Source organism: Pseudomonas sp. GW456-12-1-14-TSB6, from assembly GCF_059424205.1.
The window spans coordinates 1-18,410 of sequence record NZ_JBWKZE010000035.1 but is presented as its reverse complement, the minus strand read 5'-3'; the positions used below and the strand labels follow the sequence as shown (position 1 = coordinate 18,410).

At 61.3% G+C, this 18,410-nt stretch carries 15 protein-coding genes; 9 read left to right on the top strand and 6 right to left on the bottom strand.

All coding sequences use genetic code 11. From position 1 onward, the window contains the following. Positions 1-163: 163 nt before the first annotated feature. The 5 genes from AC07Y2_RS24935 (at position 164) to AC07Y2_RS24915 (ending at position 7,159) form a co-directional block, all read left to right on the top strand. Positions 164-1,582, top strand: coding sequence for a short-chain fatty acid transporter (locus AC07Y2_RS24935; protein WP_103387134.1), 1,419 nt, complete (start codon positions 164-166; stop codon positions 1,580-1,582). 200 nt (positions 1,583-1,782) lie between these two features. Then, positions 1,783-3,480, top strand: a complete 1,698-nt coding sequence (locus AC07Y2_RS24930) for a molecular chaperone HscC (RefSeq protein ID WP_103387133.1) — start codon at positions 1,783-1,785, stop codon at positions 3,478-3,480. 11 nt (positions 3,481-3,491) lie between these two features. Continuing rightward, a complete protein-coding gene (locus AC07Y2_RS24925; protein WP_103387132.1) occupies positions 3,492-5,219 on the top strand; it encodes a J domain-containing protein in 1,728 nt (575 codons plus the stop codon). Between the two features lie 62 nt (positions 5,220-5,281). Beyond that, positions 5,282-6,454 (top strand): hypothetical protein, encoded by a 1,173-nt coding sequence (locus tag AC07Y2_RS24920; RefSeq protein ID WP_103387131.1) that lies wholly within the window; start codon positions 5,282-5,284, stop codon positions 6,452-6,454. Between the two features lie 177 nt (positions 6,455-6,631). Further along, a complete protein-coding gene (locus tag AC07Y2_RS24915; protein ID WP_039766379.1) occupies positions 6,632-7,159 on the top strand; it encodes an SET domain-containing protein-lysine N-methyltransferase in 528 nt (175 codons plus the stop codon). An 8-nt stretch (positions 7,160-7,167) separates the two neighbouring features. On the opposite strand, the gene can is transcribed toward AC07Y2_RS24915, so the two are convergent. After that, a complete protein-coding gene (gene can, locus AC07Y2_RS24910; RefSeq protein WP_007951756.1) occupies positions 7,168-7,812 on the bottom strand; it encodes a carbonate dehydratase in 645 nt (214 codons plus the stop codon). A 141-nt stretch (positions 7,813-7,953) separates the two neighbouring features. On the opposite strand from can, the gene AC07Y2_RS24905 reads away from it, so the two are divergent. Beyond that, on the top strand, positions 7,954-8,358 hold the full coding sequence (locus AC07Y2_RS24905; RefSeq protein ID WP_039766381.1) for a hypothetical protein: 405 nt from the start codon (positions 7,954-7,956) through the stop codon (positions 8,356-8,358). A 15-nt stretch (positions 8,359-8,373) separates the two neighbouring features. Here AC07Y2_RS24905 and rimI read toward each other — a convergent pair whose 3' ends face one another. Both rimI and AC07Y2_RS24895 read right to left on the bottom strand, forming a co-directional pair. Next, positions 8,374-8,826 carry a ribosomal protein S18-alanine N-acetyltransferase gene (gene rimI / locus AC07Y2_RS24900; protein WP_039766383.1) on the bottom strand — a complete coding sequence of 151 codons (453 nt, stop codon included), beginning with the start codon at positions 8,824-8,826 and terminating at the stop codon, positions 8,374-8,376. Next, entirely contained in the window at positions 8,819-9,571 is a 753-nt protein-coding gene (locus tag AC07Y2_RS24895) for an energy transducer TonB (RefSeq protein WP_085668215.1), read from the bottom strand. The genes rimI and AC07Y2_RS24895 overlap by 8 nt, the downstream gene beginning before the upstream one ends. Positions 9,572-9,789: 218 nt before the next feature. Between AC07Y2_RS24895 and mksB the strand changes: the two genes are divergently transcribed. The 3 genes from mksB to mksF are packed head-to-tail and all read left to right on the top strand — an operon-like array spanning position 9,790 to position 14,598. Continuing rightward, a complete protein-coding gene (gene mksB, locus AC07Y2_RS24890; protein ID WP_162803847.1) occupies positions 9,790-11,070 on the top strand; it encodes an Mks condensin complex protein MksB in 1,281 nt (426 codons plus the stop codon). Further along, complete coding sequence (mksE, locus tag AC07Y2_RS24885) at positions 11,060-11,761, top strand: Mks condensin complex protein MksE (protein WP_011335946.1); 702 nt, start codon at positions 11,060-11,062, stop codon at positions 11,759-11,761. The genes mksB and mksE overlap by 11 nt, the downstream gene beginning before the upstream one ends. Continuing rightward, positions 11,758-14,598, top strand: coding sequence for an Mks condensin complex protein MksF (gene mksF / locus AC07Y2_RS24880; RefSeq protein WP_039766389.1), 2,841 nt, complete (start codon positions 11,758-11,760; stop codon positions 14,596-14,598). The genes mksE and mksF overlap by 4 nt, the downstream gene beginning before the upstream one ends. Positions 14,599-14,667: 69 nt before the next feature. Here the strand turns inward: mksF and AC07Y2_RS24875 are convergent, their stop codons facing one another. From AC07Y2_RS24875 to AC07Y2_RS24865, 3 genes are read right to left on the bottom strand one after another with little or no spacing between them, the layout of a single operon-like run. Then, complete coding sequence (locus tag AC07Y2_RS24875) at positions 14,668-16,971, bottom strand: PqiB family protein (protein WP_103387130.1); 2,304 nt, start codon at positions 16,969-16,971, stop codon at positions 14,668-14,670. Further along, a complete protein-coding gene (locus tag AC07Y2_RS24870; protein ID WP_007951771.1) occupies positions 16,964-17,587 on the bottom strand; it encodes a paraquat-inducible protein A in 624 nt (207 codons plus the stop codon). Before AC07Y2_RS24870 ends, AC07Y2_RS24875 begins: the two co-directional genes overlap by 8 nt. Continuing rightward, positions 17,574-18,233 (bottom strand): paraquat-inducible protein A, encoded by a 660-nt coding sequence (locus AC07Y2_RS24865; RefSeq protein WP_039766393.1) that lies wholly within the window; start codon positions 18,231-18,233, stop codon positions 17,574-17,576. Before AC07Y2_RS24865 ends, AC07Y2_RS24870 begins: the two co-directional genes overlap by 14 nt. Positions 18,234-18,410 lie beyond the last annotated feature (177 nt).

The following is an 18,410-nucleotide window of genomic DNA, read 5'->3' as shown; positions in this document are numbered from 1 at the left end:
CATGGTCTACGCAAACGGGCCGCCGGACAACCCGTTAGACCATAGTCTGATTCAGCAAAACACGGTCACAAAAATCCGCCGGTTGATTTACTGTTGGCACCTGTCCAGACGGGCCGGCCAAGCCCCGAAGACCACAATAAACATAAAAATCCGAGGTACTCCCGTGGCCGTTGATATCGAAGATAGCCGCTCTGCGCGCTTTGCCTTGCGCTGTTCAAGTTTCGCCGAACGCTGGTTTCCCGACTCCTGGGTATTCGCCGCGCTGGCGGTGATCATCGTCGCGCTGGCGACCCTGGCCATGGGAGCGAAACCCACCGACGCCGCGATGGCGTTCGGGGACGGATTCTGGAGCCTGATCCCGTTCACCATGCAGATGGCCTTTGTGGTGATCGGCGGTTACGTGGTGGCCAGTTCGCCGCCCGCCGTGAAGCTGATCGATCGCCTGGCGCGGATCCCGAAGAACGGCCGCTCCGCCGTGGCGTGGGTCGCGCTGATCTCGATGTTCGCGTCCTTGCTCAACTGGGGCCTGTCGCTGGTGTTCGGCGGTCTGCTGGTCCGCGCCCTCGCCCGCCGCACCGATCTGAAAATGGACTATCGCGCCGCTGGTGCCGCCGCCTACCTTGGCCTCGGCGCCGTGTGGGCGCTGGGCCTGTCGTCGTCCGCCGCGCAGTTGCAGGCCAACCCGGCCAGCCTGCCGCCGTCGATCCTGTCGATCACCGGGGTGATTCCGTTCACCCAGACGATTTTCCTCTGGCAGTCGGGAGTCATGCTGCTGGCGCTGATCGTGATTTCGATCATCATCGCCTACGCCACCGCACCCGGCCCGAACTCGGCGCGTGACGCCAAGGCCTGCGGCATCGACCCGGCCTTCAACCTGCCGCCGCTGCAACCTCGTACTCGCCCCGGCGAATGGCTGGAACACAGCCCGCTGCTGATCATCCTGTTGGTGCTGCTGGCGGCCGGATGGCTGTTCCACGAGTTCTCGACCAAACCGGCGATCACCGCGATTTCCGGGCTCAACACCTACAACTTCCTGTTCATCATGCTCGGCGCGTTGCTGCACTGGCGCCCGCGCAGTTTCCTCGATGCAGTGGCGCGCGCCGTGCCGACCACCACCGGTGTGCTGATCCAGTTCCCGCTGTACGGCTCGATCGCCGCGCTGATGACCACGGTCAAGGGCACCGACGCCCAGACCCTGGCCCATCACATCTCGACCTTCTTCGTCAGCATTGCCTCCCACGACACCTATGCACTGCTGATGGGCGTGTACTCGGCGATTCTCGGCTTTTTCATTCCGTCCGGCGGCGGCAAGTGGATCATCGAGGCGCCGTACGTGATGCAGGTGGCCAACGATCTGAACTATCACCTTGGCTGGGCGGTGCAGATCTACAACGCCGCCGAAGCCCTGCCGAATCTGATCAACCCGTTCTATATGCTGCCGCTGCTGGGCGTGCTGGGGCTGAAGGCACGGGATCTGATCGGTTTCTCGTTTGTGCAATTGCTGGTGCACACACCGCTGGTGCTGGTGCTGCTGTGGGCGCTGGGCACGACGCTTTCCTATCTACCGCCCGTGATGCCGTAAACGATGACGACAGGGTGCCGGCTCCGGCGCCCTGTCTTTCTCCTCCACAAAAACGCCCCGAACGATCCCTTCTGCGGTTGCCTGTCGCAAATAATGGCTCAGCGCCATCATCTTTCTTTACCGCGCCACTGCCTCGGTAATATTCTTGCGCGCCAATATCTGTTTCATTTTTTGTCAGAGCGCAAAGGGAGTTCGTTGCAATGATCGTCGGGATTGACCTGGGAACCACCAACAGCCTTGTTGCCGTATGGCAGGGCGACGCCACCGAGTTGGTGCCCAACGCCCTGGGGCAGTTCCTGACACCCAGCGTGGTGGGTCTGGACGATCAGGGCCGGATTCTGGTCGGGCAAGCTGCCCGCGAACGCCTGCACACCCATCCGCGCCTGACCGCATCGCTGTTCAAGCGCCATATGGGCAGTGCGACGGAGGTCTACCTCGGGGATAAAAAATTCCGTCCAGAAGAACTGTCGGCGCTGGTGCTCAAGAGCCTGAAAGAAGACGTCGAGCGCACCTACGGCCAGACCGTCACGGAAGCCGTGATCAGCGTTCCGGCCTACTTCAGCGACGCCCAGCGCAAGGCCACGCGCATCGCCGGTGAGCTGGCGGGCCTGAAAGTCGAAAAGCTGATCAACGAACCCACCGCCGCCGCACTCGCCTACGGCCTGCACCAGCGGGACAAGGAAACCTCGTTCCTGGTGTTCGACCTGGGCGGCGGTACGTTCGACGTGTCGATTCTCGAACTCTTCGAAGGCGTCATGGAAGTGCGCGCCAGCGCCGGTGACAACTTCCTCGGCGGCGAGGATTTCGACAACGTACTGCTCGAGCACTTTATCGATCAGCATCGCAACGTGTCGGACTTCCCCGAGCGCTCCAGCATCCTCCAGCCGCTGCGCCGCGAAGCCGAGCGTGTACGCCGCGCATTGGGCCAGGACGCCAGCGCCGAATTCAGATTGCAGGTCGGCGAAAAGCAATGGACCCAGACCATCACCCAGGCGCAAATGGCGACGCTGTACATGCCGCTGCTCGAACGCCTGCGCGCGCCGATCGAACGGGCCCTGCGCGACGCACGCATCCGCGTCAGCGACCTCGACGAAATCCTGCTGGTCGGCGGCACGACCCGCATGCCGCTGGTGCGCAAACTGGCTGCCGGGCTGTTCGGCCGTTTCCCGTCGATCAGCCTCGATCCGGATCAGGTAGTAGCCCAGGGCGCAGCGATTCAAGCGGCACTCAAGGCCCGTTCGGCCGCGCTGGAAGAAGTGGTTCTTACGGATGTCTGCTCCTACACCCTGGGGATCGAGACCTCCACCCAGGTCGGTCGCCAGTATGAGAGCGGTCATTACCTGCCGATCATCGAACGCAACAGCATCGTTCCGGTCAGCCGGGTGAAAACCGTGCAGACCCTTCACGACAACCAGGAACAGGTCGTCGTGAAAATCTTTCAGGGCGAAAGCCGCCTGGTCAAAGACAACGTGGCGCTCGGCCAACTGGACATCAAGGTGCCCAAGCGCAAGGCTGGCGAAGTCGAGCTGGATGTGCGTTTCACCTACGACAACAACGGCTTGCTCGAAGCCCAGGTCAGCATCCCCCTGACCGGTCAGCAGCATTCGCTGGTCATCGAGAACAACCCCGGCGTGCTGACGCCCGAGGAAATCCAGCAGCGTCTGCAAGCCCTGGCGCAATTGAAGATCCATCCGCGCGAGCAACAGGTGAACACCCTGCTCAGTGCGCGGCTGGAACGTCTGTATCAGGAAAGCCTGGGCGACCTGCGTGATCAGATCGGCCATTGGGCCAAGCAATTCCAGCACGCCCTGGACTCTCAGGACGAGCGGCAGATCCGTGAGACCCGCACCGAACTGAGCAAGCAGTTGAGCGCCCTCGACCGCAGCCCCTGGCAGTAAGGAAGCACGACATGAAATGCTGGTCCGTCCTGCAACTGCCCGAAGACGCCGGGCTGCGCGATATCAAGCGCAGCTATGCGCGTCTGCTGAAAGTCTTCCGGCCCGATGAGGATGCCGCAGGCTTCCAGCGCCTGCGCGAGGCCTATGAGCGGGCACTGTCGATTGCCCAGTGGCGCCTTGAAAACGAGGAGACCGACGAGCACGGCGACGTCATGCTTGCTCCGGGTATCGCCGCGCTGGCGGCACAGGAGCAGTCCATGGCCCAGCCGCTGCAGAAGACAGGGACCGATGCGTGGGATTACCCTGCGGCGCTATTCGAACCGGTGACCCCGGCCGCGCCCGAAGCACCGCTCGAGTCGCCGATCTTGCGGGTACAGCCCCTGAATCCGGAGCCTCTTAACCTGGAACCCGAGCAGCCGACTGCCGACCCGGCCATTGAAGCCGCATCGCAATTGCTGAACGGCCTCTCGGAAGCCAACCTGGACGAGCGCTGGGAGCAAGCGCGCCAGCAGGATTGTGCGCAGGCGTTCCAGACATTGTTGCTGACGTTGTGCTTCGATCAGCCCGCCCTGCGCCTATCGATTGCCCGCTGGGCGGTGCAGCACCTCGGTTGGCTGGGCCCCTGGCAGGAAATCGTTATCGGCGACGGGCAGCGCAGCATTCTCGCCAGCGAGTTGCTGACGGATTACCGGCAATCGCTGGAAACCCTCCTCGCCTCGCAAAACGAGCGCGAATTTCTCGCGCTGCTCAAGACTTACACGGCCCAACCCTGGCTCCAGGTGTTCGACCGTCGGGAACACTGGCAGCAGATCATTCTGCAACTGCTGCAGGACAGAGAGTGGAGCGTTCCGCTGTTCGACCGTATCTCCCAATTATTTGGCTGGGACGACACCAAGGGCATTCATCCGCAACCGGACTGGCTCTGGCAGGCGCTGATCGAGCGCTGCAACCAGGAAAGCCTCTACGACACTCTTTGCGCCCGAGCCGAAGATCAACGCAACGGGTCGCCCGACGCACTGGCCGCGCGCATGCTGATCAGCCCGATGAAGCCGCGGCAACACAAAGACCTGACCGACCGCTTCATTCCGGCGGACTGGCAGGCCTGCCAACAGTTGTCGGAAACCCTCAAGTGGCGCTTCCCCGACCTGCTTGCCCGCTTGCCCTATGCCGACGTTTTCTACTGGCGACGGTTTCTGCCGCGCTACATCGCCGCCGAAACCTGGTTGCGGTCTTGGGCCGCGATAGCGTTAGCACTGTGGCTGTTCTATCTGCCCGCCGAGCACAAAACCACGGCGATGAGCATCGTCATTCCCCTGGCCTTCGCCTGCGTTCCTGTGTGGTTTTTCCGGATCGGCCTGAGTTATTGGTTTCTGATCAGCGCCCATTTGATCGTTCAGGACCTGTGGTTGACCGAAAGAGTCATTCCACGCCGATGGAATCCTGACACCCGCTGGCTCGTGCTGCGCCATGGCGTGCCGCAAGCCGTCATGATCCTGCTGTTCTCGGTCATGCTCGGTGCCTTGGGAGCCTTCACCTACATCGGCGTAATCGTGATCGGGCTCTGGCACAAGCGGCGCATCGGCACGCTCGACCCGGAGTTCAGCGACAAGCACCCATGGCTGACCGCGCTGCACTGGGCGCATTTCAGCCCGTTGCAATTGCTGTTTCTGGTGGTCATGACCGGCGTGATTCTTGCGAGTCAGCTTGGTTATTCGCTGAAACATCTGTTCCCCGGCTAGGCTTGATGCGGGCCGGATTGCCCCTCCACCAAGGTTTTACCCTCGCTGAAAAGGATCTGAGCATGTTGAAACTTGCAGGCCTCACCCTCGCGGCGCTCACGCTGAGCGCTGCGGCCCACGCCGATGTCGACCTGAAACTGGGCAGCACCGAACGCGTCACCCGCCTCTTCGCCTACCCCAACAATTGCAGCGTGATCTGCTTTCGCAACTGGACGCTGGAGCAGACCGTCGCCCATTACCTGAGCCAGAGCGTGCAGCGTGACGGCTACACCAACGCCAAGGTGCTGGTGAAAAACGACAACGATCAGCTCTATGCCGAAATCAGCGGTGTACCACAGGGCTACGACAAACCGCTGACCGCGCTGCTGGACGCCGGCGATCTGGCCTACACCGGCGCCAGCAAGCTCAACGCCGACGGCAAATGGGCGTACAGCTGGTACCTGTTCCTGCCACTGGGCATGGCCCTGGAAAACCGCAAGAGTGTCGAGCTGCTGCACTTCCCGCCGGATTACTCACTGACCCAGGCCCAGGATTACCTGCGCTCGAACACCACCGACCGCTGGGCTGCGCTGCTGACCGACAATGGCATCCCCGCCGAGCAGACGCCGGCCTACCAGACCATCGTCGACATCGCCCCGATCGCCGCGCCCGCCAGCGCCGGCAAGGATCTGGAAGGCGTGTACGACTACTTCAAGGATTACCAGACCACCATGGTCAAGCAGGTCAGCCAGAACGCCAGCGGTGCCGCGCTGCCGATGGTTGCCTTCGGTGCGCCGGTGCGCAACTGGCTCAAGCAGCAATATGGTGCAACCGTGAATGTGCTGGGCCTGGCGAGCATCAGCCCGAGCGCGGGGGTGAATGTGCCGGTGCTGGGTTCCAACCACCCGAGCTACATCTGGTATGCCGCCGATCCCGAGAGCTACACCGGCGACGATGCCCAGGCCAAGGCCGATGCCGCGGGTCTGAAGGTGATGGGGCAGGACTTGAGCGCCGCCTGCTGGCAGGCCGGGATGGGCAGCAAACCGGGTACCGACCCGAAAACACTGCTCAACAGCTGCACGCAGACCTGGCAAGTGACGCAGAAGGTCAAGACCTGCGAACTGTTCTACACCTCGATCCGCAACCTGAGCCCAGAACAGGCCACGGCCAAGTGCGCCACTGCGCCGATCAAGACTCAGCTGCAACAACTCAAGAACCCGCTGCCGGCCACCGCCGCACCGGCCCCCCCGCTCTAAACCGCCAACGTTTCCCGTGTCAGCCTTGGCTGACTCGGGAAAGCGTCTATCTCGCCTGTCAGATCTGACAGTAGACCGCCAGTATCATTTAGGAGATCTTGGATCCAATCACTGTGTTGCAGGACTGACAGGACGTCAGCCGAGGGATGTCGCGACACCGAGCCAACAGGGAGCGTTATGAACACTTACGCATTATCGGGTAAACCGGCACGCGATACAGAGGGCATTTATCCTTTTGCCGGACTCCCCGTCCGCCTGGGATTTCCGTCGAAGCAGGATTTCGAGATTGTTCACGATCCCGAGGGCTTGGCCATCGCTGTGGTAGCGTGCCGAGAATTTCTGCGTATCACTCGAATATGCCGGTTTTCGGGCCAACTGCTGCCCTATCGCTGCCGGCAGACAAGGCAACTGCTGGCCGGCATCCATCTGTACGACCCGCGTTTTTGTGGCGCATTCGAGCATTGCTGCGACCCGAACACCTTTCTCGACATGAGCGAGTTATGGGTGTGGGCCCTGCGCGATATTGTGGAGGGTGAAAGGCTGACCATCGATTACACCGCCACCGAAGACAAACTGCTGCGGCAGTTTGCCTGTGGTTGCGGGTCCTCGAACTGCCGTGGGTGGATCACCGGTTACGACGAAACACCCAATCGTGAAGGCCAGCGCTATTTGCTGAACTGGCGGCGTCGGCAAGGTTTACGCTGAACGACCGATCAAGGCGCGCCGACCGGACGCAAACGGTACTGCGGCGGCAATTGCTCGAAACCGCTGATCGTGGTGTTCAGACTTTTCCAGCGACCATCCTTGATGCCGTAGATGCAGCCGTGGATCGACAGGCTCTGCCCGCGATGCCAGGCGTTCTGGATGATGCTGGTGTGGGCGACGTTAGCCACTTGCTGGATCACGTTGAGTTCGCACAGACGGTCGACCTGTTCTTCTTCGGTCGGCAGCTTGGCCAGTTCTTCGCGTTTTTCGTAGTACAGGTCGCGGATCGAACGCAGCCAGCCATCGATCAGGCCGAACTGGCGATCCTGCATCGAAGCCCGCACGCCGCCGCAGCCGTAGTGCCCGGTCACCAGGATGTGTTTGACCTTGAGCACGTCCACCGCGTACTGGATCACCGACAGGCAGTTGAGGTCGGTGTGCAGCACCACGTTGGCGACGTTGCGGTGAACGAACAGATCGCCCGGCAGCATGCCGACGATTTCGTTGGCCGGCACCCGTGCGTCGGAGCAGCCGATCCACAGATATTCAGGCGTCTGCTGACGGGCCAGCTTGGCGAAGAAATCCGGGTCTTCCTTGGTGATCGCGTCAGCCCAACGCTCGTTGTTATCAATCAGGTCTTGTAAGTCATGCATGCTGTAAGGCCTCAAGAAAGATGCGCTGGTAGGACAGTCGACCGCCCGTCGGGGTCACGCAGGAATCGCGGGTGATTTGCTTTGAATTCTCGTGCGCCCGGTGAGTCCACCTCAGTAAGGCCCACAGTATGAGGATTTGCCATGACTGATTCACGACGTCCATATGATGCGGTGCAACCGGAGCCCATCGATGACAACGAAGACCGCATGGGTTCGGTGCACGAGCTGGACTTCGACGACGAAGAGCCCAGTGCGAAGATCGGCGATGAACTGCCCGAACGCGAGCGCGAGCAGCTTATGCCACGCGAGCGCGTGCGCGAAGCCGGTTTGACCGGGGCATCGACCGCCGATCACGAGCCCACCGACGACGACCTCAGCCCGGAAACCCTGATCCATGAGGACGGTGCCCGGGATGCCCAGGAACTCGGAGAAGGCAATCAGGCCGATTGGGATCTGAGCGTGGTCGACGAGGACGACATCGGCGGCGGCAATGGGCTGGATGAAGCGGAACTGGCGCGCCGCGATCCGCTGGATCGCAAGCGCTGAGGACTCCTGCCGCGATCAGTCGACGAGCGTGCAAGCCATGACCACGGCATCTTCACGCCCGCCGACCGCCGGGTAGTAATCCCGGCGCCGGCCGATCTCGTTGAAGCCATAACGTTCGTACAGGCGAAACGCCGAGGTGTTGCTGTCGCGCACTTCCAGGAAACATTCCCGGGCATTGGCGGCGTAGGCGCGTGACATCAGGTATTCAAGCAGGGTCAGCCCCAGCCCGCGCCCCTGGTTTTCCGGCTTGACCGTGATATTGAGCAGATGCGCCTCGTCCAGAATGATCTGCACCACTCCGTGTCCCACCTGTTGCTCGCCTTCGAACATCAGCCAGATCTGGTACTTGCCCAGGCCGTCGAGAAAAATCCCGCGGGTCCACGGATGGCTGTACGCGGCGAATTCAATCTTCAGCACAGCGTCCAGATCCGCCTCGGTCATCGGGCGAAACGATACAGCGTCACTCATTCGATTCTTTCCAGCGCGCCATCAGCCGACGCATGGCTTGCCACACGGCGGCCTTGCGCTGTGGCTCTTCCATCAACAATTCCAGCCCCGGCACGGCCCACGCCAGGCCAAGACCCTCGATTTGCAATTCACGGTTGAACGCCTCGGCATCCGCCTCACCGGCAAAGCGCACCGCCGGCAGGCCGATCAGCCACAGGCAGACGCACGGCGCCGCCTCCATCTGCACCGACAGGAAACCCTGGACGAAATCCCGGGCCGCTTCAGGTCCCTGATCCATCGTGCCGCGATTCAGCCATGGCCAGCGCACCGGCTCACCGACAATCTGCGGCGCGTCCGGCAGGCCGGCGGCACGCAGCATGTCCTTGAGCAACAGATAAGCAGGATCGCGCGACTGGAAGGCTTCGCCTGTGGGTAACTCCACCAGCAGCAGGCAACGGCCGGCGCGCAGCAATTGCAGGGCGAAACGCGGTGGCGGCACCGGCGCCGGCTTGGCCACCACGGGTGTGTCGTCGACTTCTTCGACCGGTTTGGCGCCCGTACGGGTGCTGGCCAGCGAAGGTCGCGGAACCTCGATCTTCGGCCGCTCGACCGGACGCGCAGCCGGCTGCTCCGGCGCTTCGGCCGGGGTTGCCGGAATCACCGGCGCGGCAATCCCGGGCTCGGGCTCGGGCATGTCCAGCAGCTCGGGCCGCGACGGTGCGGCAAAGGGCAATTCGGTGCGCGGCAGCCAGTTGACCACCTGCATGGCGTTCAAATAGGCGCGGCGGCGGGACTCGATTAGCAAGGGTCGGCCACTTGTGGATAACTGAAGTGCGCTGATTCTACAGCCCTTCGCTCAAGATCGCCCGCTGTTGATCGATACCTTGACGCAAAGAAAAGCGACAGCCCGTCCCGAGAGTGAATCGCATCCTTCGTGATGCAGTACAATCGCGGCTTTTAATCGCCAACCAGCCGGCCATTCCGATGATCGAACCCAAGCGCGTCTTGCGCGCCCTCGCTGAACACTGGGCACTTCTGGAGCCACTGTGCGAGCACTTCGACCAGGGCACCCTGAGCCTCAACGAACTGCGCACGCAACTGGCCGCCCAACAACTGGACAGCACGCCGCAGGACATCACCAGTCTGCTCGACGTGTGGATCCGCCTCGACATTCTGGTTCCCGTGGCGAAAAGCCCGAACCGTTTCGAGCTCAATGCACAGATCCACGACTTCCTCGCCTATCTGCGCCGGGAACACCGTCTGGGCCTGTGCCTGGAAATCGAAGCCTATCTGCGTCACCTCGAGCGTCTGGCCGGTTATATCCAGGACGCGTTCGATGTCCGTGACGGCAATGATCTGGCGCGTCAGTTGCGTCTGCTCGACATGCGCGTGCGCGACGTTCTGAAGAAACTCGACAACGACGAACAGGCGCTGGTGGCCGTGGCCGAACGGGCCAAGACCAGCGACCGGCAGATCCCGCTGCGTCAGCGTTATGCCGAAGTGCTGGCGACCTGGGACGAATATGTCGAGCCGATGATCGATCTGGTGAACGCCGACGGCGCCTTCGAGCAAGGCGTGCGCAAGGTCGAAACCGTGCTGCTGAAGATGCTCAGCGAACAGCAGCGCCTCGGCCATCTGGTCGATGACGACATGCTGCTGCGCACCCATGCGCGCATCCTCGAAATGCAGACCAGCGCCCAGTTGACCCTGCGTCACGCCCGCGAGCTGCTGCTGCCGCTGCGTGAAGAAGCCCGCCGACACAACGCCGTGACCCGTGGCGCTGCGCTGGCGCTGGCCGCGATCCGCCGCAAAGGCATCGACGCCGTGCCGCAAGCCGCGATGCCGCTGTTCACCCGGCCGCAAAGCACCTTTCTCGGCAGCGCCAGTCAGGTTGAAGCCTACGTCTACGCCCTGGCCCGTTTCGAGCCAAAACCGGCGCGTTTCCCCAAGGCGCACAAGTCGCAGAAGACTGGCGATGCCCCACGCGCACCGCGCACCGTCCGCGAGATGGTCGACCGCTGCGAAGAGTCCCTGCCGATGCCGGATCTGATGACCTGGCTGCTGGAGCAGGAACCGGACGGCGCGACCGACGAATTGCTTTACTGGTTTTCGCGCCTGTCGCGGGAAAAACGCTTCAAGCGCGAGCGTCTGGAACGCCGCGAATACCACACTCACGAGCACCAGGTCAGCCTGCGCTCCTTCGCCCTGCTCTCGGCCGGCGACACCGCCGCCGAGGATTCTGCGAGCATCCCCAATGCATCTTGATCTTTCCGAACTGTCGCAACTCGCGCCGATCTTCCGCGAGCTGTTCAAGGGTTACCACGTCAGCCGCCGCGACCCGGAGCTGTACGCGCAACTGTCGAACTTCCAGGACCAGTACCGCACGCTGTTCAAGGCACTGGGTTTCGAACTGGTCTGTGATACCCGTGGTTTCTACTACTTCGTCCCGGACATGGCCGCAGCGGCGGTGAACAAGACTGCCCAGCGTCTGGCGCTGTTCACTTTCATCCTGGTCGAACATCTGGCCGATCAGGGCCGCGACCCGATCGCCGTGCTCGACGGTGGCAGCCTCGGCCGTGAAGAACTGCCATCGCTGCTGGAAAAGTACCGCGACCTGTTCATCCAGGCCGAAGTGCAGACCGTCGAAGAACTCGAAGAAAAAATCATGCGCCGCATGACCCAGCTCGGTTTCGCCAGCGAAGAAAACGGCGTGTACCGTTTCCTGCCGCCGATGCACCGCTTCCTCGACGTCTGCCTGTCGGTCCAGCAGGACCGCGACCTGGCGGCCAGCGTGCACAGCGTTCTGCCGCTGCCGGCACCGGTGCTGATCGACGAAGAGGCCGAGGCGAAATTCCTCGCCACCGACGACCCGCTCGATCTCAGCGAATTTGAGGAAGAGAGCGAAGAAGACGCACTGGCCCGCGCCATTGCCGAAGAACAGGAGTCCGACGCATGAGCCAGGAACGCTACGGCATCCGCCGCTTTGCCCTTTTGAACACCGCCGGTTACAGCCTCGGCCTGTTCCCGCTGGAAGAACCACTGTCGGTCTACGGCGCGAACAACCTCGGCAAATCCGCCTCGATCAACGCCTTGCAGTTCCCGATCCTGGCGCGCATGTCGGACATGAGTTTCGGCAAGTACAGCCTGGAACAGTCCCGGCGTTTCTATTTTGCCTCCGACACCAGCTACATCCTCGTCGAAGTGAACCTGCCTCATGGCCCGCACGTGATCGGCGTGGTCGGTCGCGGCCCGGGCGGCGGTTTCGGTCACCAGTTCTTTGCCTATGCCGGCAAGCTCGATCTGGCGCACTACCAGAAAAACGACACCTGCCTGCGCCAGAAAGAGCTGTTCAGCAACCTCGAGAAAGAAGGCCTGAAAGCTTACGAACTGAAGCCGGATGAACTGCGTCGCTTGCTGGTTGGCGGTCACACGTCGATCCCGCTGGATCTGACGCTGATCCCGCTGCGCTCCACCAGCGAGCAGAGCCTGAAGACCTTCCGCGCGCTGTTCATCAACCTGCTGCACATGCGCGAAATCACCGCAGCCAAGCTCAAGCAATTGTTCCTCGATGCCTTCGAACACAGCCTGCGTTCCGGCAGCGTCGACTACATTGCGGCGTGCGAAGAAGCCTTCCGCGATGTACGTCGCATGGAACAGGACTACAACTCGCTGGTGGCTGCCGGCCCGCTGGTCGAAGCCTTGGCCAACGGCGTGAAACAGCGCGATGTACTGCGCGGCAAACTGCATCGCCTGTCGCCGCTGCTCGACTCGTTGCTCGGCACCTGGTCGGATTACGCCACGGCGCGCAAGGAAGAACTGACCATTCAGGCCGAGCATTACCGTCGTGAGCAGGACGATCTGCAAAACGATCAGCGTGGCGGCACTCAGGAACTAATGCGTCTGGAACGGGAAATCTCCGGCATCCAGCGCTGGCTCGGCGAGTTGTCCGTTCTGAAGAACCGCTTCGCCCTGGTCGATGACGTCAAGGTTCTTGAGCAGCAACTGCTGGCGGCTAAGGACGCTCACGACGAACTGGCCGGTGCGCTGGCGCAGTCTCGTCAGTTCAGTGCCGAGGATCTCGAAGAACGTCTTCGCGATCTGGAAAAACGCCTGAAGTCGGTGAAGCAGCAACTCGATCACGCCGACAACAACAGCTACGCCCGCCTGCGCGAAGAATTCTCGCAACAGGACGTCGAGCGCCTGATGCGTCTGTTCAACAGCGCACTGTTCAGCCTGCCGCTGGGCGAACATGGCATCACTCTCGACGAGGACGGCGAGTGGGTGAAATCCGTCGAGCTGATCCTCGACGGCTTCAAGGGCGAGCGTTTCGAAGTGCCGGGCCTGTCGATCGACATCTCGCACATCGAGCCGCCGGCCCTGCAAGCGCTGGCCGACCGTGCCGCGTTGCGCGATCAGAAAGAGCGTCTGGAAAAAGAGCTTAAGCAACTCAAGACCCAGCAAGCGGTGGCCGCCGACCGCGCCGCGAGCAAGACCCAGACCGAAGCGCTGTACCAGCAGGTGCTGGATGCGCAGAAAGCGCTGGAAGACTTCCGCCGCACCCAGACCCTGAGCGCCGAAGAAGGCGACAAGCTCGAACAACTGGCGCAGATGGAAGCCGCGCAGGACGAACTCAAGCGTTCCAGCGATGCGTTCACCGAGCGCGTCCAGCAGCTGTCGGCCAAGCTGCAACTGGTCGGCCGGCAGATTGCCGACATGGAAGCCAAGCAGCGCACCCTCGACGATGCCCTGCGTCGTCGTCAGCTGCTGCCGGCAGATCTGCCGTTCGGTACGCCGTTCATGGATCCGGTCGACGATTCGATGGACAACCTGCTGCCGCTGCTCAACGACTATCAGGACAGCTGGCAAGGCCTGCTGCGCGCCGATGGCCAGATCGAAGCGCTGTACGCGCAGGTGCGCCTTAAAGGCGTAGCCAAGTTCGACAGTGAAGACGACATGGAGCGTCGTCTGTCGCTGCTGATCAACGCTTACGCGCACCGTACCGACGAAGCCCTGACCCTGGGCAAGGCCCGTCGTGCAGCCGTGACCGATATCGCACGGACCCTGCGCAACATCCGCAGTGACTACGACAGCCTCGAGCACCAACTGGCGCTGTTCAACCGCGAGATCAACAAGCGTCAGGTGTCCAACCTGCAGAGCTTCCGCATCGTGCTGGCGCCGAACAAGGAAGCGCTCAAGCACATCGACCAGATCATCCACAGCGCCGGTCAGTACGAGGAAGGCGAAACCCTGTCGGTGTTCGACCTGAGCCAAAGTGCGGAACAGGACAACAAGAACGAAGAGGCCAAGGAATACCTGGCGCGGCTGGTGGCGGCGAACCACAACCAGCTCGGCCTCAAGGACTTGTTCGAACTGGCGTTCGAGATCACCAAGGTCAACGGCCAGCCAGTTATCCACACCGACATCGATGGCGCAGCGTCCAACGGCACCACGATGACCATCAAGGCGCTGACCAACATGTACCTGTTGCTGCACTTGATGGACCGCGACCTGGCCGGTCGCGTGCGCCTGCCGTACTACCTCGACGAGGCGGCGGACATCGACGAGAAGAACCAGGCCGCGCTGCTGGAAACCAGCCTGCAACTGGGCTTCGTGCCGATTCTGGCGAGCGTGAAGCCGCAGGTCTGCGCCAGTGTCGCCATCGACCTGGAAGGCGGCAGCGGCCCGGCCGGTATCTACATCGACGAGGCGGACTGGAAGTACATCCGTCGCCACGATGTGGTGAAGGCCACCATCAATGTCCAGGCCGACGAGCCGGAGCTGGATGCGGTTTGATGCGTAACTGACGGGCACAAAAAAGGGCCGCGATCCATTGGATCGCGGCCCTTTTTCATGGGCTCTGGATTATTTGCCGAGAGGGATTTTCGGTGCCCAGTTCAGCCACTCGTCTTCGAACTTGTCGAACAGCGGGAAGGTTTGTTCGGCGCGGGCTGGGTTGCCCATCTTCTCGCCGTCCGGTGTGGCGAAGGCGATACCGCCCTGAATAACGGTCTCGAGCGACTCAGTGCGCACCGTTACACCCTTGAACAGGCCAATGTCGAAACCGACGCCGCTAGTGTTCCAGAAGCGACTTCCGCTGCGCACCAGTGGCGCGTATTTCGGTTCGATCAGGATGTGCACCAGTACTCGATCCGCTGTCTGGCCCAGTTCGTAACCGGTGACTTTGCCCACGGTGATCTCGCGGTAGGTGACCGGCACACCCGGCTTCAGCGAACCGCGACGGGCAGCGCTCAACACAAGACTCAAGCCTGCCTCTTGCTTGGTCACCTCTGGCGGATTGGCCAGGGCCACGAAGTTCTTCTGCGGGCCGAGGTTCTTCGCCGCAGGTTGCACTTCGATGTACTGGCCGGTGACCAGGGTCTCCAGGTTCGAGGTCTTGATCAGACCCAACTCCGGTTTGACCACCCAGAACTGACTGCCGACTCGAGCAATCTTCTCCGGCACTTCAGTGATGCGCGCGGTGAGGATTACCGATTGCAGATCATCGGTCAGGTCGACACTTTCGATCTTGCCCACGTCCAGGCCTTTGAAGCGAACCGGGGTGCCACTGCGCAAACCGTCCGCGCGATCGACCTTGATGGTGACGACGGCGCCTTTCTGATTCGCTTCATCATGGTTGGCGAACAAACGGAAGCGCGGGATGCGCTTTTGTAGCGGGGCCTTGGCTTGCGGCGTCTCGAAAGCGATGCCGCCGGCCATCAGGGTCTGCAACGATTCACTCTTGACCTGAATCCCACCGGTCAAACCGCCGGTCAGCGTGACGCCGCTGACGTTCCAGAACCGGGTCGAAGCGTTGACCAGGTTTTCGTATTCCTTCTCGATGTGGACGCCGATCACCAGTTGTTTGCGGGTCTTGGAGAACTGATAGCTCTGCACCGAACCGACCTTGACCTGCTTGTAGAGGATCGGACTGCCGACATCGATCGAGCCGAGGGTGTCGGTGAACAGCACCAAATGCAGACCGGGTGCGCGCAGATCCAGCGGCGGCGCTTTTGGCCGGGCTTCGAATTCACGTTGTGGCGCACCACCCTTGTCGCCCGGGCGTACGGCGATGTAGTTACCTTTTACCAACGCTTCCAGACCGGTGATGCCAGCCAGGGAGATCGATGGTTTGACCACCCAGAACTGCGTGCCGGTCACCAGATAGTCTTCGGCCAGCGGGTCGAGGGTCAGTTCGGCGGTCGCGCTGGACAGATCCGGATCGATCTTCAGCGCTTTCAGGTTACCGACCTGAATGCCCTTGTACATCACCGGAGTGCGCCCGGCTTGCAGGCCTTCGAAATCGCTGAGTTTGACCTTCACGCGGATGCCGGCGGCGGCCGCATCGAAGTCTTCGTAGAGACGGAACGGCAGGCTTGGATCGGTGGGCGGGCTGTCCTTGCGGTTCTCCGGGGTGGCAAAGGCAATACCGCCGGCGACGATGCTGGCCAGGGATTCGCTGCGCACTTTCACGCCGGACAGGTTGGCGTCGATGCTGATGCCGCTGGCGTTCCAGAACCGTGTGTGTTTGCGCACCAGTTTGGCGTAGGTCGGTTCGATGAACACCTTCAGTTCGACCGTGCTCTGGTCTTCCGACAGCACGTAACTCTTGATCTGACCGACTTTGATCTGCTTGTAGAACACCGGGCTGCCACGGTTCAGCGAACCGAGGCGATCAGCCTTGATCGTCAGGTGCAAACCGGGTTTGGAGTCCGACAGCGGCGGCTCCTCGGCCAGGGCCTTGAACTTTCGGGTCGGCTCGCCCTCACCAGGGCTGATAGCGACGTAGTTACCCGATACCAGAGTTTCCAGCCCCGTGATCCCGGCCAGCGTCACGCTCGGCTTGACCAGCCAGAAACGGGTACTGGTCTTCAGGTACTGATCGACATCCTTGTTCATCTCGATAGTTGCGATGACACCTTTGGAGTTGCCTTCATCATCGAGCTTGAGGGTTTTCACCTTGCCGACCGGCATGCCTTTGTAGACCACTTCGGTCTTGTTGGCCTGAATGCCTTCACCGCTTTCAAAACGCACCTGAATCTCGATACCGGTTTCATTGTAGGCACGCCAGCCGAGCCAGCCGCCGATAATCAGAGCGATCAGGGGCAGCACCCAGATGGCAGACCAGTTCGAAGCCGGTCGGGTTTTAGCTACAGGCAAATCAGTCATGGTCGGCGTCCGACTCCGTGTTATCCCAAATCAGTCGGGGATCGAAAGTGACAGCGGCGAGCATCGTCAGAATCACCACACTGGCGAAGGCGATGGCGCCAAGATTGGCTTCGACACTGGCAAGCCGGCCGAAGTTGACGACCGCCACCAGAATGGCGATCACGAAAATATCGAGCATCGACCAGCGGCCAATAAACTCGATGAAGCGATACATCCAGATCCGCTGACGTGCGGACAAGGGCTGGCGGCGCTGTACGGAAAACAGAAGCAGCGCGATGCCCACCAGCTTGAAGGTCGGCACCAGGATACTGGCGATGAACACCACGGCGGCGATGGGAATCATGCCGTGCTGCACCAATTGGATGACACCGGACATGATCGTGCTGGGATCCCCCTGACCAAGCGAGCTGACTGTCATGATCGGCAGTACGTTGGCCGGGATGTAGATAATCGCGGCCGTGATCAGCAACGCCCAGGTTCGCGCGAGACTATTGGGCCGCCGGGCGTGAACCAGCGCACCGCATCGGGTGCAGGTCTGCACATCGCTGTCGGTATCCTGCCTGTTCAGTTCGTGGCATTCGGTACAGATCAGAATGCCTGCATCAATCGCCCGCATGGGCATCTTCTCCTGATAACGCCTGCCAGATCTGGTGCGGCGACATCACCACTTCAAGCCAGACCTGAACCAGTAACAAACCGATGAAACATGCCAGACCGAGGCCGACGGTGATGGCCGCCATGTCCGCCAGTTTGACGATCGCGACAAGGACGCCCATGAGGTAGACCTCAAGCATGCCCCAGTCTTTGAGGTGGTGATAAATGCGGTAGAGCAACAGACCATAGCTGCGGCCGACATTGAAGCGAATTGTGAGTAAAACGAACAACTGGCAGAGCAGCTTGAGCAGCGGTATAGCCATGCTGCATAGAAACACGACGATCGAAACGCCCTGCATATCAGTGTTGAACAGACCGAGCACGCCGCTCCATACCGTATCCTGCGAGGATTGCCCGAGGATATTGAGCTGCATGATGGGTAAAAAGTTTGCCGGGATATACAACAGCAATGCCGCAATCACCAGGGCAAGGCTGCGCTGCACCACATTATGGCGATGGGCATACAGTTCGTAACCGCAACGTGGGCAGAGGGCTTTTTCGCCATGAGCAAGGGTTGGCTTGCGCATCAGCAGGTCGCACTCATGACAGGCCACCAAGTCTTCCAGCGGTAATTCTGACAGCCCTTGGGCGCCAACCGGATCTGACATAAAGGCTCTGGCTCCGAAAAAGGTGGGGCTATTCTAGTGTTCCGATTCGAAAATAACTGTGCAAATTTGTTCGCTGTCGCGAGTAAAACTTTTCAACGGACAAAACAAAACCCCAACTGCTTTCGCAATTGGGGTTTCGGAATTTAATCTTGACGATGACCTACTCTCACATGGGGA

Excerpts from the sequence above, each read along its gene's own strand:
- AC07Y2_RS24930 (WP_103387133.1), top strand. The coding sequence starts at position 1,783 with ATGATCGTCGGGATTGACCTGGGAACCACCAACAGCCTTGTTGCCGTA.
- AC07Y2_RS24925 (WP_103387132.1), top strand. The coding sequence starts at position 3,492 with ATGAAATGCTGGTCCGTCCTGCAACTGCCCGAAGACGCCGGGCTGCGC.
- AC07Y2_RS24920 (WP_103387131.1), top strand. The coding sequence starts at position 5,282 with ATGTTGAAACTTGCAGGCCTCACCCTCGCGGCGCTCACGCTGAGCGCT.
- AC07Y2_RS24915 (WP_039766379.1), top strand. The coding sequence starts at position 6,632 with ATGAACACTTACGCATTATCGGGTAAACCGGCACGCGATACAGAGGGC.
- can (WP_007951756.1), bottom strand. The coding sequence starts at position 7,812 with ATGCATGACTTACAAGACCTGATTGATAACAACGAGCGTTGGGCTGAC.
- AC07Y2_RS24905 (WP_039766381.1), top strand. The coding sequence starts at position 7,954 with ATGACTGATTCACGACGTCCATATGATGCGGTGCAACCGGAGCCCATC.
- rimI (WP_039766383.1), bottom strand. The coding sequence starts at position 8,826 with ATGAGTGACGCTGTATCGTTTCGCCCGATGACCGAGGCGGATCTGGAC.
- AC07Y2_RS24895 (WP_085668215.1), bottom strand. The coding sequence starts at position 9,571 with ATGCAGGTGGTCAACTGGCTGCCGCGCACCGAATTGCCCTTTGCCGCA.
- mksB (WP_162803847.1), top strand. The coding sequence starts at position 9,790 with ATGATCGAACCCAAGCGCGTCTTGCGCGCCCTCGCTGAACACTGGGCA.
- mksE (WP_011335946.1), top strand. The coding sequence starts at position 11,060 with ATGCATCTTGATCTTTCCGAACTGTCGCAACTCGCGCCGATCTTCCGC.
- mksF (WP_039766389.1), top strand. The coding sequence starts at position 11,758 with ATGAGCCAGGAACGCTACGGCATCCGCCGCTTTGCCCTTTTGAACACC.
- AC07Y2_RS24875 (WP_103387130.1), bottom strand. The coding sequence starts at position 16,971 with ATGACTGATTTGCCTGTAGCTAAAACCCGACCGGCTTCGAACTGGTCT.
- AC07Y2_RS24870 (WP_007951771.1), bottom strand. The coding sequence starts at position 17,587 with ATGCGGGCGATTGATGCAGGCATTCTGATCTGTACCGAATGCCACGAA.
- AC07Y2_RS24865 (WP_039766393.1), bottom strand. The coding sequence starts at position 18,233 with ATGTCAGATCCGGTTGGCGCCCAAGGGCTGTCAGAATTACCGCTGGAA.